Source organism: Cellulosimicrobium sp. E-16, from assembly GCF_049913115.1.
In the GTDB taxonomy this organism is placed as follows: Bacteria; Actinomycetota; Actinomycetes; order Actinomycetales; family Cellulomonadaceae; genus Cellulosimicrobium.
Genome location: NZ_CP183974.1, coordinates 2,445,422 through 2,460,566 on the forward strand (window position 1 = coordinate 2,445,422; position 15,145 = coordinate 2,460,566).

Genomic DNA, 15,145 nt, shown 5'->3' on the forward strand with positions numbered 1-15,145 from the left:
CAGGCGTCGGCCGGAGCGCCGGTCGCTACCGTGCGCCCGTGGCTCCCGTGCCTCGTCGGTCCCCCGCGAGCGCTGGCGCCCCTGCGACCGCGGTGGGACTCTGGGAGGCGCTGAGTCCTGTGACGCGAGGGGGAACCGCCGTGCACGACGAGACGATCTCGACCACCCGGGGCGGCCCGGCGCGGCTCCTCACCTGGCTCACGGCGTTCGCCCTGCTCGCCGCCCTGGTCATGGCCGCCGCCCCGACGGCCCGCGCGATGCCGAACCCTGACGGCGGAGCGGCCGGGCCGCGCGGCCCCTTCACGGAGCTGTCCATCACCGCGCTCGGCGCGGGGCAGGCCGTGGCCGGCTCCACGGCACCGGACGGGTTCGACCCGCTCGCCGGCTATCCGGCCGACGTGCCTGCCGGCTCGACGCAGGACAACGCCTCCTTCGCCGGAACGATCCAGGTGACCGACGCCGTGTCGGGCCAGACGGCGTTCACCTACTGCATCGACCTGCTCACCGACACGGAGGTCGGGGTCAACTACGAGCTCGGGACGTGGGACGAGGCGAACGTCCCGAACCTCGGCTATATCGGCTACATCCTCGACGGCTACTACCCGATCACCGCCGAGCCCGCCGGGGCCGCGACCGACGCAGCGCGCGCGGCGGCCGTCCAGTCCGCGATCTGGTTCTTCTCCGACTCCTACGTCCTCGCGACGACCGACCCGCTGCGCCCGCTCGTCGCCCAGATCGTCGCCGATGCGCTCGCGAACGGACCCGCACCCGAGCCCACGCCCCCGGCGCTCGACGTGACGCCGGAGACGCTGGCCGCGCCAGCGACGGGCGAGATCGTGGGCCCCTTCACCGTCGAGGCCGACGGCCCGGCGACCATCCGGTCGTTCGGGGTCGAGGTGTTCACCGACCCGGACGGGACGAGCCCGCTCGCCGACGGGGCCACCGTCGAGCCCGGCGCGACGCTCTGGGCACGGATCGCCTCGGAGACCGGGCCGCACGGCTTCGTCCTCGAGAGACAGGTGACGGTCCTCGAGAGCACGGTCTACCTGTACGACGGGACGAACGTCGGACGGGACGCCGCGCAGAAGCTCATCCTCGCCCAGCCGAGCCAGCTGACCCGCCGGGCCGGGGCGCTGCTCGAACCGTTCGCCGCGGGCTCGCTCGAGGTGACCAAGGTCGTGACCGGCGACGGCGCCGGTCTCCAGTCCGAGGTCACCCTCGACGTCGTGTGCACCTCCCCCGACGGCGAGGACAGCGTCGAGCACACGCTCACGGTCCCCGCGGGGGCCGCGGCAGGCGACCACGCCCAGGTCGTCGGGGGCCTGCCGGTGGAGTGGTCGTGCGTGGTGACGGAGACCGACGACGGCGACAACGGCCTCGTCGTCGTCACGAGCACCAGCACCGTGCCCGAGTCGGTGCTGATCAGCAACGGCGACACGGTCGAGGTCACGGTCACCAACACGTACGACGTCGCGACCGGCGGGCTGCGCGTGAGCAAGGCCGTGGCCGGGCCCGCCGCGGGCGCTCAGGGGCCGATCACCCTCGTCCTGACCTGCGACGACCCCGAGGGGGCGTACGACCAGCAGGTCGAGCTCCCGGGCGGGCTCGCGGGAGGCGACCACGTCGCTCTCGAGCTCGAGGGCATCCCCGCCGGCACGACCTGCACCGTCGAGGAGACCGCGGGGGGCGCGACCGAGAGCACGCTCCTCACCCAGACCACGGTGACTCCCGAGAGCGTGACGATCACCGAGGACGAGACCGCCGAGGTGCTCGTGTCCAACACGTACGACACCGCGCCCACCCCCACGCCCACGCCGACCACGCCGACAACGCCGGGCGGCGCGGGCCCGGGCGGCGCAGGCCCGGGCGGGCTCGCCTCCACCGGCGCGGACACGGCGTCGCTCCTGGTGCTCGCCCTCCTGCTCGTGGTGGGCGGCGCTGCGACGGTCGTGCTCCTGCGACGCCGCGCCTGACCGGGACGGCGCGGTCCGACGGCAGCCTCGGCCGCCACCGGACCGCGCCGCACCTCACCCGGCGGTCGCGACGTCGAGGACCCAGGTCACCCCGAACCGGTCGGTGAGCATCCCGTAGACAGGCGCCCACGGCGAGGACGCCAGCGGTGCCATGACGGTCGCGCCGTCGACCAGCGCGTCCCAGTAGCCGCGGACCTCCTCGACGTCGTCGCCGCGCACCGAGACGAAGAACGGTGCCTCGCCGGGGCTCCAGGGTCGTCCCGCCGGGACGTCGTACGCCATGACGCGGAAGCCGCTCGGCGCGGTGACCTGGCCCCAGACGACGAGGTCGGCCTCGGCCGGGTCCGGCGCCTGGCCCAGGTCGCCGTACGTGGTGAGGACGAGGTCGCCGCCGAACACCGCGCGGTAGTGCTCGAGCGCGGCGCGGGCGTCGCCGCGGAAGTTGAGGTGCGGGGTGGTCTGGACGGACATGGCGTCTCCTTCGGGTCGGTCGTCGGGCCCGCGGTCGCGGCGCTCGTCGCTCCCGGGCGTCGCCCCGGGCTCGTGCCACCACCTTCTCGGCCCATCAGGACGATGAGTGTCCGCATGGTGCGCGAGCATGGGCGCATGACCGAGACCTCGCGCCGGACCCTCCTGCTGCTCTCGCTCCTCCAGGCGCGGCCCGACCGCACCGGCCCCGAGCTCGCCCGCCGGCTCGGCGTCGACCCGCGCACGGTGCGCCGTGACGTCGAGCGCCTGCGCGACCTCGGCTACCGGGTCGTCGCGACGCGCGGGCGCGACGGCGGGTACCGCCTCGACGCCGGCACCGAGCTCCCACCCCTGCTGTTCGACGACGAGCAGGTCGTCGCGCTGGCCGTCGCCCTGCGCACCGTCGCGACGAACGGGCCGGGCGACGCGATCGAGGAGGCCGCCGTGCGGGCGCTCGCGACCGTGCGCCAGGTTCTGCCCGCGCGGCTGCGCCACCGGGTCGATGCGGTTGACGTCGTCCCGGTCCCCGGCGGCCCCGGTCGCCCGGCGCCGTCGGTCGACCTCGACGTCCTGCTCGCCGTGAGCACCGCGGTGCGCCGGCGCGAGGTGCTGCGCCTCGACTACGCGCCACCCGTCGCCACCACCGGAGCCGGATCCGGGACCGGGAGCGCGGACGGCCCGAGCGCCGGCCCGGGCCGCGCCGCGGCGCCGCCGCGGCGCGTGGAACCGCACGACGTCGTCGTGCGCGACGGACGCTGGTACCTCGTCGCGTGGGACCTCGACCGGGCCGACTGGCGCACGTTCCGCCTCGACCGCACGACGCCCCGGGAGCCGACGGGACCGCGCTTCGCGCGCCGCGAGATCCCCGGCGGCGACGTGGGCGCGTTCGTCTCGGCCCGCTTCGCCGGGTCGACGCCTTCTTCCGGGTCCGCGTCGCCCGCGGGCGAGGCGGGGTGGCCGTGCCGCGGGTGGTTCGAGCTCGCCGCACCGGCGCAGGCCGTCGTCCCGTTCGTCGACGACGGCACGGTCGAGGTCCTGGGGCCCGACCGCTGTCGGGTCGCGCTGGGCTCGTGGTCGTGGATAGCGCTGGCGGCCCGGGTCGCCGCGTTCGACGCGGACGTGCTCGCGGCCGGGCCGGCCGAGCTCGCCGCGGCGTGCGCGACCGTCGCCGGACGGCTGAGACGGCAGGCGACCGGGGGGCAGCCGTAGCGCGGCTACGACGACGCGGGCGCGGCGTCGACCGTCTCGTGCCGCTTCTGCCGCGCGAACCGCGCCGGGAGGTCCGGCCCGTCCCACACCTGGATCGCACGCCAGATCGAGGCCGCGATCGGGACGGCGAGCACGGCACCGGTGAGACCCGCGAGCACGGTGCCCGCGGTCAGCGCGACGAGGATCACGAGAGGGTGGAGCCGCAGCGTGCGGCCCATGACGACGGGCTGGAGCAGGTCGCCCTCGAGCTGGTTCACCGCGATGACGATCGCGACCACGATGAGCGCCTCGACCGGACCGACGGCCACGAGCGCGACGAGCGCGCACAGGATGCCCGCGAGCGTCGCCCCGACGAGCGGGATGAACGCGAGCAGGAACACGAGCACCGAGAGCGGGATGACGAGCGGCACCCCGACGATCGCGAGGCCGATGCCGATGGCGACGGCGTCGACCGCCGCGACGATCGCCGTCCCGCGGACGTAGCCGCCGAGCGTGCGGACCGTCGTCTCGCCGATCCGCTGCCCCCGCTCGTACCGGGCGCCCTCGAACGGGCGCAGCAGGAACTCCCAGATCGCCGGGCCGTCCTTGAGGAAGAAGAACAGCACGACGACCATGACGAAGAACCCGGCGACGAAGTCGACCGTCTGCGAGGCGCCCGCGAGCGCCCCGGCCCCGACGGCGTCGGACTGGAGCAGGCCGACGAGCGAGTCGCGCACGGACGCGATCTGCTCCTCGGTGATCTGGAAGGGCAGGTCCTGCACGTAGGCCTGGAGCTCGTCGAAGCCGTCGATCGCCTGGTCGCGCAGCTGCGGCCACTGGTCGACGACGGCCGCCGCGACGAGCCAGACGACCACCCCGAGCACGACGACGAGCGTGAGCAGCGCGATGACCGTCGCGAGGAACGACGGCACGCCCTTGCGCCGCAGCAGGCTCACGAGGGGGGAGATCGCCGCGGCGAGGACGAGCGCGATGAGCACCGGGATGACGATGAGCGTCAGCCGCGTGATCGCGAACACCGCGACGGCGACGAGAGCGACGATCGCGAGGACCTGCACCGAGCGCGTGCCCGCGCGCCCGACGCCGTCCGACCACAGCGCGGAGACGCCCGACGGGCGCGACGGCGCGTCGGAGGTGCGGACGTCGGTCCCGCGCGGGACGGTCGCAGGCACGCCGTGGGTCGGCTCGTCGCGCGACGCGACGGCGCCCCCGTCCACCGCCTCGGCGCGCTCGCCCGTCCGCTTGCCCGACCGCCGTCTGCCCAGCCCCATCCCGACTCCCTCTCGTCGCACGTGACGGCCAGCCTGACACGATCGCGACCCACCCGCCGTGTGCCGCCGCACCGCGCTCCGTAGAGTGCGTCGCATGGCATCCCGCATCAGCGAGCTGGTCCTCGACTGCACCGACCCGGAGCTGCTCGCGCGGTTCTGGTGCGACGTCCTCGGCTACGTCGAGCTCGACCGGGAGGACGACGGCTCGATCGAGATCGGCCCGCCCGACGTCGGGTTCGGCGGCCTCCAGCCCACCCTGATCCTCAGCCCGAGCACGGACCCGCGGGCGGGCAAGCTCCCGCTGCACCTCGACGTCAACCCCGTCGACCGCGACCAGGACGCCGAGCTCGAGCGGCTCCTCGCCCTCGGGGCGCGGCCCGCCGACGTCGGGCAGACGGGCGACGAGCCGTGGCACGTGCTCGCCGACCCCGAGGGGAACGAGTTCTGCCTGCTACGCCGGCGCCTCGAACCCTGACGTCGAGGGCCTGCGGTCACGCCGCGTCGCGCACGGGCCGGTACCGCACGGCGAGCGCTCCCGACCGGAACGGGGTGCGGTCCATCAGCTCGAGCGCGATGCGCTCGTGCAGGCCGGCGAGCAACGTCGGCCCGTGCCCGGCGAGCACCGGCTGCACCACGAGCTCGTACTCGTCGATCAGTCCCAGGTCCGCCAGTGCCAGCGGCAGCGTCACGCCGCCCACCCACAGGCCCTCGCCCGCCTCGTCCTTGAGCCGCCGCACCGCCTCCTCGAGGTCGCCCCGCACCAGCTCGGCGTTCCAGTCCACCTCGCTCAACGTGCTCGACACGACGTACTTCTTCGCGCGGTCGATGGCCTCGGCGAAGGGAACCTCCCACTCGTCCATCCAGTCGGGCCACACGCCCGAGGCGGGCCTGCGCCACGCCGACTCCATCATCTGGTAGGTCACCCGCCCGAACAGGAGGGCATCGGCGCGCTCCATCTCGGCGGTCCAGTAGCGCATCGACTCCTCGTCCGGGGGAAGCCCGGCCTCGTGGTGGCAGCAGCCGTCGAGCGTGACGTTGATCGAGTAGCGCAGCGGTCTCATCTCGTCGATCTCCCTTGGTACGCGATTGCCCGGACCAGACTCAGACCACCGACGACCCGCTTTCTCATCGGCGCCCCGTGGCACCGCCGCCCACGAGGTCCTGCGTCCCGACGACGCCGAGCAGCCGGATCTTCTCCGCCGCCTCCGTGCCCGGCGCCGCCGTGAGCACGAGGAGCACCTGGAGCTGGTCCTCGGTCGCCAGCGCCTGGCAGTCCACCTCGATCTCCCCCACCACCGGGTGCACGAGCGTCTTGTGGTCCACGAACCGGCGCGCGACCTCCTGCCGCTCCCACAGTGCCGCGAACTCCGGGCTCGTGCGCCGCAGGACGCGCACGAGCTCGCCCGCGCGCGACGGCGGGCCCAGCACCGCGACGGCGGAGCGCAGGCTCGCCACGAGCGCCCGACCCTGCCGGTCCCGGTCGTCCGCGGGGTAAATCGCGCGTGCCGTCCCCGGGTGGGCGAACCACCGGTAGATCTCGCTGCGGTCCCAGCCCGAGTACGCCGTCGCGTCGCCGTAGAGCGCGCGGGCCAGGTCGTTCTGCGCGAGCGTCTCCCCCAGCGGGTTGAGGATCAGGGCCGGGGTGTCGCCCAGGCGGTCGAGCACGCGCTGGAGCGCGGGCGCCACGTGGCCGGGGTCGGTCGCCCGGTCGGGCACCCCGTGCCCGGCGACCCGGTAGAGGTAGTCCCGCTCGTCGTCGGACAGCCGCAGCGCCCGCGCGATCGACGCGAGCATCTGCGTGCTCGGCTGCGGCCCGCGCTGCTGCTCCAGACGCGTGTAGTAGTCCGTCGACATGAGCGCGAGCTGCGCCACCTCCTCGCGGCGCAGGCCCGGTGCCCGACGGCGCAGCCCGGCCGGGAGCCCCACGTCGCCCGGCTGCAGCGCCTCCCGGCGACGGCGGAGGAAGTCGGCGAGCGCGGCGCGGTCCATGCGCCCATCGTCCGGGGTGCGCGGCGCCCGTGCCAGGGATCGCCGGTCCCCCGTCCACCGAACTCTGCCGCGCCGCGCGCACGGCGCCCAGGATCGAGGCATGGACATCACGAGCAGCACCGTCTTCATCCCCGGCGCGACGAGCGGCATCGGGCTGGCGCTCGCGGTCGCGCTGCACGAGCAGGGCAGCACCGTCGTCGTCGGCGGGCGCCGCACCGACCTCCTGGAGCGGATCGCCGTCGAGCACCCCGGTCTCGACACCGTGCGCATCGACACCACCGACCCCGAGAGCATCGCCACGGCCGCGAAGGAGGTCCTCGACCGTCACCCCGACCTCGACACGCTCGTCACCATGGCCGGGATCATGCGCACCGAGGACTGGCACCACCCCGAGGGCTTCCTCGACACCGCCGAGCAGATCGTCTCGACCAACGTGCTCGGCCCGATCCGGCTCGTCGGCGCGTTCGTCGAGCACCTGCAGACCCGGCCGCGCGCGACGATCGTCACCGTGTCGTCCGGGCTGGCGTTCGCGCCGCTCGCGGCCACGCCGACGTACGACGCGTCCAAGGCCGCGATCCACATGCTCAGCGAGGCGCTGCGGCTCCAGCTCGCGGACACGAGCGTCGACGTCGTCGAGCTCGTCCCGCCGTCCGTCGCGACCGACCTCATGCCCGGCCAGCGCGAGAGCGCGTTCGCCATGCCGCTCGACGAGTTCGTCACCGAGGTCGTCGACCTGCTGCGGGCGCAGCCGGACGCGCACGAGATCCTCGTCGAGCGCGCGAAGTTCCTCCGGTTCGGCGAGGCGCGCGGCGACTACGACGAGGTGGTGCGCGTTCTCAACGCGGCGGACCCGCACGGCCGCTGAGGCGCGGGACGTCCGGCGTGCGGGGCTGGGTGTCTAGCCGCGGCGGCTCAGGACGCGGCGAGCTAGAACAACGGCCAGGGGACGGCGGGCATGTCGCCCTCGGGCGCGGGGAACCGTGCCGTGCGCAGCAGCCGGTCGCAGCGCTCGGCGAGGGCCGCCACCTCGTCGGGCGCGAGGAGGCCTCGGAGCCGGAGGCCGCCGTCGGTGCCGGACGTCGTGCCGGTATCCCTGGCGGAGCCGGCCCCGAGGTCGGCGCGCACGCGCTCGACACCCGCGAGCTCGTCGTCGCCCAACGGCTCGCCGAGCCAGCCCCAGAGCACCGTCCGCAGCTTGGGCTCGACGTGGAAGGTGACGCCGTGGTCGACGCCGAGGCGCCGCCCGTCGGGCAGCGGCAGCACGTGCCCGCCCTTGCGGTCAGCGTTGTTCACGACCGCGTCGAACACGGCCATGCGCCGCAGCGACGGCGAGTCCTCGTGGACGACGCTCACCGGGCGCTCGTCCTCGTCGACGCCCTCCAGCACGGTCCGGACGCCGTCGGCCGGCACCTCGTCGGTCGGCACGACGTCGACGGGCGACTGGGTCGCGTCCACGTCCTGCCAGAGCTGCACCATGCCCGGGCCGAGCGGCCCGTCGCGCAGCCACGTGCGCGGCACGATGCCCCACCCGAGCGCCTCCGAGACGAGGTATGCGGCCACCTCGCGGCCAGCCAGCGTGCCGTCGGGGAAGTCCCACAGCGGCTTCTCCCCCGCGACCGGCTTGTAGACGACCGGAACCTCGCCGATCCGGGCCAGGAACGTCGCGTTCGACGCCGCTCGGATGCGTCCGACGACCTCGAGCGGCGCGGTGTCTCGTACCGCGGTGTCGAGCGGCGTCGCGTCGAGCGGCGCCGCGTCGACGTCGTCCTGCGGGGACGTCACGCCTCGTCTGGCAGCACGCACTCGTGCCCGTCGGGGTCGACCGGCCGACCGCAGCGGGGGCAGGCCGGGCGGCCCGCCTGCACGACGGCGCGCGTGCGCTGGGCGAAGGCGCGCGCCGTCCCCACCGGCATGCGGATGAGGAACGACTCCGCGGGCTCGGGCTCGTCCGCATCGGGGTCCAGGTCGTCGTCCTCGTCCACGAACGGGAACGCCTCGACGACCACCTGCGCCGTGCGCGGGTCCCAGCTCAGCCGCATCGACCCCGCGCGGAACTCCTCCTCGACGGGAAGGTCCAGCGGGTCGTCGTCGACGAGCTCGGCCGGCACGTCGACGGGGACGCTGTACCGGTTGTCGGGCGCCTCCATCAGCTCGTCGAGCAGGCGCTGGATCGTGTCGGCGAGGACGGCCGACTGCTCCTTCTCGAGGGCGACGCTCGTCGTCCGGGTGCCCGTCCGGGCCTGGAGGTAGAAGGTGCGGGAGCCGGGCATCCCGACGGTCCCCACGACGACGCGGTCGGGCCAGTCGTGCTCGTGGACGAGAGTGGGCATGCCCTCACTCTACGAGCGCTCGGCCCGTCCGCACCGGACGGCCACGGGTCGGACGTCAGGACGGCGGAACGTCGCTCGGGTCGTCGGGCTGCGACGGGCCTGCCCCGCCCCCGACGGGTGCGTCGCCGACCGGCGCCGCCGCGCGCAGCCACGAGAGGTCGCCCGCGTCGGTGTTGACGGCCACGACCTCCGGGCGGTGCGGCCCGTACCGGACGATCGAGATCGACGCCGGGCCGACGACGATGCGCTGGAACAGGTCCAGATGCACGCCCAGCGCGTCCGCGAGCACGGACTTGATCACATCCCCATGCGAGACGGCCGCCCACACAGCGTCGGCGCCGTGCCGCGCCGCCACCTCGGCGTCGTGCCGTCGGACGGCCTCGACGCTCCTGGCCTGCATCGCGGCCAGCGACTCCCCGCCAGGAAACACCGCCGCCGACGGCTGCGTCTGCACGACGGACCACAGCGGCTCCCGGGCGAGGTCCTTGAGCGCGCGCCCCTGCCACTGCCCGTAGTCGCACTCGGTGATGTCCTGCTCCGTCACCGACTCCGGCATGACCGTCCGGTGGTCGAGCAAGGCTTGCGCGGTCTGCCGGCACCGCTCCAGCGGGCTCGTCACGACGCGCGCGAGCGGCACGCCCGCGACCCGCGCGGCGGCGCGGGTCGCCTGGTCGCGGCCCACGGCGTCCAGCGCGACCCCGTCCGCTCGCCCGGCGAGGATGCCACCGGCATTCGCGGTGGTGCGGCCATGGCGGACGAGGAGGACGGTCGGCATGCCCTGAGCGTAGGCGGGTCCGCTCTCCGGAGCAGACGGCGCGCGGGCGGCGGCCCTGCCTCAGGCGGCGAGGGCGAGCACGACGACGGCCGCCCCCAGGACGGCGTCGAGCGCACAGCAGAACGCCGCGAGGGACGCGGAGACGACGCGACCCGTGCGCAGGTGGTGGACGTCCCACGCGGCGTGGGCGAGCAACCCAGCACCGACGAGCAGCCCGGCCCAAGGTTGTCCGAGGACGGCGACGCCGACCGCGACGCCCAAGACGACGGCCATCGCCGCCGCCTGGAGCGGCAGCCCCCAGGCCGGGCGGGTGGCCCCGCGTGCAAGGCCGTAGACCGCCAGCACGACGACGATGCCGAGCATCGCCCAGAACGGGTCGAAGCCGGGGACGGCGAACCCAACGCCGATGAGCACGAACGTGAGCCCGAACAGCGGCCACGCGGCGTCGCGGCGACCGAGCGCGGCCGCGCCGAGGTAGACGAACGCGGCGGCCGTCAGCACGAGCGAGGACTGCGCGGTGTCGGAGAAGCCGTCCCACGCGGCCACGGCGAGGGCACCGCCGAAGAGCGCACCGGTCGCGACGGGCCACCGCGCCGCGGGCCGGGCGAGCGCGCGTCCCGCGGTGCGCTCCGGGGTGCGGTCCGCGGTGGTCATCGCGCCGCCTCGTCCGGGACGGCGGGCACCGGCGTGCCGGGCGGGGTGAACGCAGCGAGGACCGTCGCGGTGATGGTCGTCGCCGCGTCGTCGGGCGCGAGCCGGCCCCCGTCGATCTCCTCCGCGGCGCCATGCATGACCCGGTGCAGGGTGCCGACCAGCCAGGACGACGGTAGGTCGGCGCGGAACACCCCGTCGGCACGACCTCGCTCGACGAGCCGCTCGACCCGGGACGCCGGCCGCTCGTGCAGCGCGAGCACCCGCTCGGGCCCCAGGGCCTCCACTGCCGCGGTCAGGAGCGATCCGACCTGCACGACCGTCAGCCAGCTCTGCCGCACGAGCCGCGCCAACGCCTCACGTGCGTCTCCGGACAGGTCGACGGCGTCGAGCGCTGCGTCACCCTCCTCGATCGCGCGCGCGACGACCGCCTCGACCAGCGCCGCACGGTTCTCGAAGTGTCCGTAGAGAGTGACCCTGCCGACTCCCGCGGACCGCGCGATCTCCGCGACGCTCGCGTCCGGATCACGGCTGAGGCACACCGCCGCGGCATCGAGAATCGCCTGGACGTTCCGGCGCGCGTCGGCACGCTGGGGTTGCTGCTGGGTGACGCCGGGCATGTCGCCCTCCATAGTCGAACACCACTGTACGAGTTACTAGACCGACTCCACCCGAAGTTCGGGCCCGAGTCAAGGGTCGGCAGCAGATTCCTGAGCGCGGCCGAGCGCATCTGCCAATCAGGCGGACGCTGAGCGCGCTGACGACCGACATCCCGCGCCGCGCGCCTCCGTCCGGCAGCTCCGGCGGCGCCGCCGCGTCAAGAACCGCAGGTCCGGCGTCGCCATCACCGGCTTCTTGACGAACCGGCCCGCGTCGTCGGGGAGCGTCACGGTGCCACGACCGTCGCCGGCGACGGTCGCGCCCCAGTGCGTCCAGGGTTACGACAGTGGAGCCCGGCGACGGTCCTCGGCCTCTTCTGCGGCATACGCCAGCACCTCGAGCACCAGACGGTCCACACCGCCCCGTGCGAGCTCGCACGCACGGCGCCGGACGTCCGCGAGGTGCTTGTGATCGACCGACGCCGACCAGTCGTGCGTCGTGTTGACCCGGTTCGCCACTGCGAGTCCCTCAGTCTCGTCTCAGCCATGCGTCCCGCTCGTCGCTTGCCCGGCGAGCATGGCACGGAGGACCCGACACGCCACATCAGAGCGTGATGGCCGACACCAGATCGACGCCCGCGTGCTGAACCACGCGTGCGATCGGGGTCGATCACAGTCGTTCACGGTCGCGGCCCCGGTCTCGACCGCGCTCCAGCGATGTGCCTGGCCTCAGGTATCACGAGAAGGCCCGGCTTCGCGAACTCGTACTCGATCCAACCCCAGAGCCAGAGGACCGCGAGCACCACGCAGAGGGACGCCAGGGCCCGGTCTTCGTAGGCGGCGTAGGAGGCCCCGAGAACACCGATCCCGAGCAGGAACGCGTTGACACAGACCAAGCCTGTAGTGAGCTGGACCAGGATGCGCCCCGTCGGCCCGTTCACCTGGAGCTTCGGGCCTCGTCCCCGGAGGCGTCGGAGCAAACGGACGAGCATCCACCCGAAGAGCAGAAGGGGCTGCTGCACGATTCCGTGACAGTTGGTTAGGCAGCTTGGTCGGCGGCCTGGCTCATGATGATCTCGAACTCGATCGGGGTCAATCGTGCGAGTCTGGCCTGGCGTCGGCGACGGTGGTAGGTCCGTTCGATCCAGGTCACGATCGCGATCCGCAACTCCTCTCGGCTGGTCCATCTCTGCCGGTCCAGGACGTTGCGCTGAAGCAGGCTGAAGAAGCTCTCCATGGCGGCGTTGTCACCGGCTGATCCGACCTGGCCCATGGATCCGCGCATCTGGTGGCGCCAGAGGGACTGCTGCAGCTTTCGGCTTCGAAACTGGCCGCCGCGGTCCGAGTGCAGGGTGCAGCCGGCCACGCGCACCCCGCGGCGCGAGACCGCCGATTCCAGGGCGTCGACGGCCAGCTGGGACGTCATGCGGTCGGCGATGGAGTACCCCACGATCCGGTTCGACCACACGTCCTTGACCGCACACAGGTAGACCTTGCCTTCGCCGGTGGGATGCTCGGTGATGTCCGTCAACCACAACCGGTTCGGGCCAGGCGCCGTGAACTCGCGACGCACCAGGTCATCGTGCGCGGGCGCGCCGGGCCGCCCATTCTTCCCGCGGCGCTTCTTTCCGAACACGCACCACCACTGGTTCGCCGAGCAGATCTTCCACACCGTGCGCTCACTGACCTCGTGCCCGGCCGCGTTCACCTCGTCGAACAGCAGCCGGTAGCCGAACTCGGGGTCCTCACGGTGGGCATCGAAGACCGCGTTCGCGAGGTACGCCTCCTCGAGCTCGCCGCCGGTGACCGGCTGGGCGAGCCAGGCGTAGTAGTGCTGGCGGTGGAGCTTGAGCACCCGGCACGCCACCGCGACCGGCACCCTGATCGGGGCACCGGCCGCGGCGAGCTCTCTCACGAGCGGGTAGAGCCTTTTCCCGGCAGCTGAGCCTGGGACAGGTACGCCGCCGCCCGCCGCAGGACCTCGTTCTCCTGCTCCAGCAACCGAATCCGACGTCGAGCCTCACGCAACTCCCGTGCGTGCTCCGAGGTGACGCCGGGCTTCACGCCGTCCTCGACATCGGCGGCACGCAACCACTTCGTGATCGTCATCTCATGGACCCCGAAGTCCTGGGCGATCTGTGCCAGCGTCACACCGGGACCACGGTTCCGGGCGACCCGGACGACGTCCTCACGAAACTCACGGGGATAGGGCTTGGGCACAGCAACATCCTTCCAGCCTGCTCGGCGAGCAAGCGATCTGAGATGTCACAGGTCCGTGCAGCAGCCCCGTTCATCGGTTACGTTTCGGGAGGCTGAAGACCGCGCCGTGCGCTTCAAGCTCGCTGATCTTTGGACGAGCAGCCAACTGGGAACCAGGTAGAGGGCAGTGGCGGCAACCGCGGAGGAGGACTGAACATTGGTACTGATCGCGGGGTTCACGAAGGTCGCGAGCCGAACAGTTCGCCCCCGGACCACGACAGAGTGCAACTACGACGTCATCTCCACCACAGACGGTGGACCGATACTCGAGTTGGCCACAACTGGTTCGGGTGAGCGAACCAACGCGGGCAGACGTAGCCAGACCGTCCAGTTCAACAAGTCGACCGCCATCTCGTTGCTTGGACTCATGGAGGAGGCGTTCGGCGACCAGGTCCACGCGCTTCTCCCCGACCGAAACAGGATCGGCGACGGTCCAGAGCCAGCGGACACGGGACAGGACCCCGTGGCCGTGGACCTCAACTGGACGACGAACGGCGTAATCATAGAGATGCCCACGTTGGCTGACGGCACGCTTCAGGCAGGGCAGACCGTGGAACCCGAGTATGACGAGCAGTCCAATGGCGAGATGGTCGATCGGGACAGACCGCGCCAGTCCCGCCCAACGCCGGCGGTAGCGAAGGCGATCGAGGTAAGCGCAGTCAGTTATGTGACCGACGTCCTGGAACGCGACGGGTGGACGCTGGCCCGGGACTGTCAGGCCGACGGCGTCGGATATGACTTTGAGTTCGCGAAAGGCGAGGAGCGGCGAAAGGTTGAGGTCAAGGGGATCCGGGGAGATCGGCTTGAGTTCAATGTGACGCCTCTCGAGTACTTCGTCGCCCGCAACGACCCTGAGTTTGTGCTTGTTGCTGTCACGAGTGCGCTCGATGAGCGCAAGCGTCGCGTGCACGTCGTGTCGCGTGAAGAGCTCGTCGGATCGCCCAGGAGGGCGATCGGCTACCGGATCACGCCGTTGCGCAGGGAGCAGTGATGGCCGTCATTGAGTCTTTCGAGCGCGTGCCCGCGACCGGAAAGCCCCATCCGTCCACAAGGGTCGCGGAGTTCGACGTCGCCGAAGACCCGACCTACGGACGACTCATGGTCCTGCGGACATACGCGCAGACCCGAAAGCCCGGAGACACCCCCACCCAGGTGATCGACCTCAATCTGGAGGCGGCGCAGGCCCTCAGAGTGATCCTCGACGAGGTCTTCGGAATCTGATGTCTGAGCGGCCCGGCCGCCGTCGAGTCGCTGGGGCACCCTCCGACCCGGCACCTCTAGCACCTCGGGGGGCGGTTTCGTCGACTCGCGCTGCACGATATGTCCGAGATGGCGAACCTGCTTGTAGCGGTTGCTGGACATTTCACCCGATGGATGATGCCGGTAGGGCGACGGCTGCCCGTCGATGTCGGACACGGCTGTTACGGTGCAAGCACACGCCTACCCCACAAGCGAAGTCGCAGATCAGTGGGTGGGCGGACCGCACATGAGGGCTCAATGCGAAGGCCAGCTGATGGGTGATGAGAACTGCGTCCACGACATGCCCGAGGCCTGGTGCGGGGTCTGCAAGCCAGCGACTCGCGTCAGCGCTCGCGTGTCGCCAGCAGACTCGCTTGCCGGTAAC

Annotated in this window: 16 protein-coding genes; 6 read left to right on the top strand and 10 right to left on the bottom strand. The window is 72.6% G+C overall.

Annotation, left to right across the window (positions count from 1 at the left end):
• Nucleotides 1-140 precede the first annotated feature (140 nt).
• Entirely contained in the window at nt 141-1,973 is a 1,833-nt protein-coding gene (locus tag ACN9MS_RS10915; RefSeq protein ID WP_426308651.1) for a thioester domain-containing protein, read from the top strand.
• Between the two features lie 54 nt (nt 1,974-2,027).
• Here the strand turns inward: ACN9MS_RS10915 and ACN9MS_RS10920 are convergent, their stop codons facing one another.
• The gene (locus tag ACN9MS_RS10920) at nt 2,028-2,444 is read right to left on the bottom strand and encodes a VOC family protein (RefSeq protein ID WP_426308652.1); all 417 of its coding nucleotides are present in this window, start codon (nt 2,442-2,444) and stop codon (nt 2,028-2,030) included.
• Between the two features lie 135 nt (nt 2,445-2,579).
• Here ACN9MS_RS10920 and ACN9MS_RS10925 point away from each other — a divergent pair, with 135 nt between their 5' ends.
• Nucleotides 2,580-3,650: a helix-turn-helix transcriptional regulator gene (locus ACN9MS_RS10925; protein ID WP_426308653.1), complete on the top strand. Its 1,071-nt coding sequence runs from the start codon at nt 2,580-2,582 to the stop codon at nt 3,648-3,650.
• Nucleotides 3,651-3,655: 5 nt separating this feature from the next.
• On the opposite strand, the gene ACN9MS_RS10930 is transcribed toward ACN9MS_RS10925, so the two are convergent.
• Entirely contained in the window at nt 3,656-4,918 is a 1,263-nt protein-coding gene (locus ACN9MS_RS10930) for an AI-2E family transporter (protein WP_426308654.1), read from the bottom strand.
• A 94-nt stretch (nt 4,919-5,012) separates the two neighbouring features.
• Here ACN9MS_RS10930 and ACN9MS_RS10935 point away from each other — a divergent pair, with 94 nt between their 5' ends.
• Nucleotides 5,013-5,393: a VOC family protein gene (locus ACN9MS_RS10935; RefSeq protein WP_426308655.1), complete on the top strand. Its 381-nt coding sequence runs from the start codon at nt 5,013-5,015 to the stop codon at nt 5,391-5,393.
• Nucleotides 5,394-5,409: 16 nt separating this feature from the next.
• On the opposite strand, the gene ACN9MS_RS10940 is transcribed toward ACN9MS_RS10935, so the two are convergent.
• Together ACN9MS_RS10940 and ACN9MS_RS10945 are read right to left on the bottom strand one after the other, a co-directional pair.
• Nucleotides 5,410-5,979, bottom strand: a complete 570-nt coding sequence (locus ACN9MS_RS10940; protein WP_426308656.1) for a dihydrofolate reductase family protein — start codon at nt 5,977-5,979, stop codon at nt 5,410-5,412.
• 64 nt (nt 5,980-6,043) lie between these two features.
• Nucleotides 6,044-6,907: a helix-turn-helix transcriptional regulator gene (locus ACN9MS_RS10945; RefSeq protein ID WP_426308657.1), complete on the bottom strand. Its 864-nt coding sequence runs from the start codon at nt 6,905-6,907 to the stop codon at nt 6,044-6,046.
• A gap of 100 nt (nt 6,908-7,007) precedes the next feature.
• Between ACN9MS_RS10945 and ACN9MS_RS10950 the strand changes: the two genes are divergently transcribed.
• Nucleotides 7,008-7,772 (top strand): SDR family oxidoreductase, encoded by a 765-nt coding sequence (locus ACN9MS_RS10950; RefSeq protein WP_426308658.1) that lies wholly within the window; start codon nt 7,008-7,010, stop codon nt 7,770-7,772.
• A gap of 62 nt (nt 7,773-7,834) precedes the next feature.
• On the opposite strand, the gene ACN9MS_RS10955 is transcribed toward ACN9MS_RS10950, so the two are convergent.
• The 6 genes from ACN9MS_RS10955 to ACN9MS_RS10980 form a co-directional block, all read right to left on the bottom strand.
• Nucleotides 7,835-8,590 carry an SCO1664 family protein gene (locus tag ACN9MS_RS10955; protein ID WP_426311879.1) on the bottom strand — a complete coding sequence of 252 codons (756 nt, stop codon included), beginning with the start codon at nt 8,588-8,590 and terminating at the stop codon, nt 7,835-7,837.
• A 95-nt stretch (nt 8,591-8,685) separates the two neighbouring features.
• Nucleotides 8,686-9,237 (bottom strand): DUF3090 domain-containing protein, encoded by a 552-nt coding sequence (locus ACN9MS_RS10960; RefSeq protein ID WP_426308659.1) that lies wholly within the window; start codon nt 9,235-9,237, stop codon nt 8,686-8,688.
• A gap of 55 nt (nt 9,238-9,292) precedes the next feature.
• Entirely contained in the window at nt 9,293-10,012 is a 720-nt protein-coding gene (locus ACN9MS_RS10965; protein ID WP_426308660.1) for a histidine phosphatase family protein, read from the bottom strand.
• Between the two features lie 60 nt (nt 10,013-10,072).
• Nucleotides 10,073-10,666 (bottom strand): hypothetical protein, encoded by a 594-nt coding sequence (locus ACN9MS_RS10970; RefSeq protein ID WP_426308661.1) that lies wholly within the window; start codon nt 10,664-10,666, stop codon nt 10,073-10,075.
• Nucleotides 10,663-11,283, bottom strand: coding sequence for a TetR/AcrR family transcriptional regulator (locus ACN9MS_RS10975; RefSeq protein ID WP_426308662.1), 621 nt, complete (start codon nt 11,281-11,283; stop codon nt 10,663-10,665). The genes ACN9MS_RS10970 and ACN9MS_RS10975 overlap by 4 nt, the downstream gene beginning before the upstream one ends.
• A gap of 1,018 nt (nt 11,284-12,301) precedes the next feature.
• Nucleotides 12,302-13,482 (bottom strand): IS3 family transposase gene (locus ACN9MS_RS10980; RefSeq protein ID WP_426308663.1). Its coding sequence is split into 2 segments (ribosomal slippage): nt 12,302-13,195 and nt 13,198-13,482, totalling 1,179 coding nucleotides; the frame shifts between segments, so codons are not numbered across the junction.
• A 196-nt stretch (nt 13,483-13,678) separates the two neighbouring features.
• On the opposite strand from ACN9MS_RS10980, the gene ACN9MS_RS10985 reads away from it, so the two are divergent.
• Nucleotides 13,679-14,512 carry a protein NO VEIN domain-containing protein gene (locus ACN9MS_RS10985; RefSeq protein ID WP_426308664.1) on the top strand — a complete coding sequence of 278 codons (834 nt, stop codon included), beginning with the start codon at nt 13,679-13,681 and terminating at the stop codon, nt 14,510-14,512.
• Complete coding sequence (locus tag ACN9MS_RS10990) at nt 14,512-14,742, top strand: hypothetical protein (protein WP_426308665.1); 231 nt, start codon at nt 14,512-14,514, stop codon at nt 14,740-14,742. The genes ACN9MS_RS10985 and ACN9MS_RS10990 overlap by 1 nt, the downstream gene beginning before the upstream one ends.
• Nucleotides 14,743-15,145 lie beyond the last annotated feature (403 nt).

Bases quoted from the DNA above. Each gene is read 5' to 3' on its own strand.
- ACN9MS_RS10920 (WP_426308652.1), bottom strand. From the start codon at position 2,444: ATGTCCGTCCAGACCACCCCGCACCTCAACTTCCGCGGCGACGCCCGC.
- ACN9MS_RS10925 (WP_426308653.1), top strand. From the start codon at position 2,580: ATGACCGAGACCTCGCGCCGGACCCTCCTGCTGCTCTCGCTCCTCCAG.
- ACN9MS_RS10930 (WP_426308654.1), bottom strand. From the start codon at position 4,918: ATGGGGCTGGGCAGACGGCGGTCGGGCAAGCGGACGGGCGAGCGCGCC.
- ACN9MS_RS10935 (WP_426308655.1), top strand. From the start codon at position 5,013: ATGGCATCCCGCATCAGCGAGCTGGTCCTCGACTGCACCGACCCGGAG.
- ACN9MS_RS10940 (WP_426308656.1), bottom strand. From the start codon at position 5,979: ATGAGACCGCTGCGCTACTCGATCAACGTCACGCTCGACGGCTGCTGC.
- ACN9MS_RS10945 (WP_426308657.1), bottom strand. From the start codon at position 6,907: ATGGACCGCGCCGCGCTCGCCGACTTCCTCCGCCGTCGCCGGGAGGCG.
- ACN9MS_RS10950 (WP_426308658.1), top strand. From the start codon at position 7,008: ATGGACATCACGAGCAGCACCGTCTTCATCCCCGGCGCGACGAGCGGC.
- ACN9MS_RS10960 (WP_426308659.1), bottom strand. From the start codon at position 9,237: ATGCCCACTCTCGTCCACGAGCACGACTGGCCCGACCGCGTCGTCGTG.
- ACN9MS_RS10965 (WP_426308660.1), bottom strand. From the start codon at position 10,012: ATGCCGACCGTCCTCCTCGTCCGCCATGGCCGCACCACCGCGAATGCC.
- ACN9MS_RS10970 (WP_426308661.1), bottom strand. From the start codon at position 10,666: ATGACCACCGCGGACCGCACCCCGGAGCGCACCGCGGGACGCGCGCTC.
- ACN9MS_RS10975 (WP_426308662.1), bottom strand. From the start codon at position 11,283: ATGCCCGGCGTCACCCAGCAGCAACCCCAGCGTGCCGACGCGCGCCGG.
- ACN9MS_RS10990 (WP_426308665.1), top strand. From the start codon at position 14,512: ATGGCCGTCATTGAGTCTTTCGAGCGCGTGCCCGCGACCGGAAAGCCC.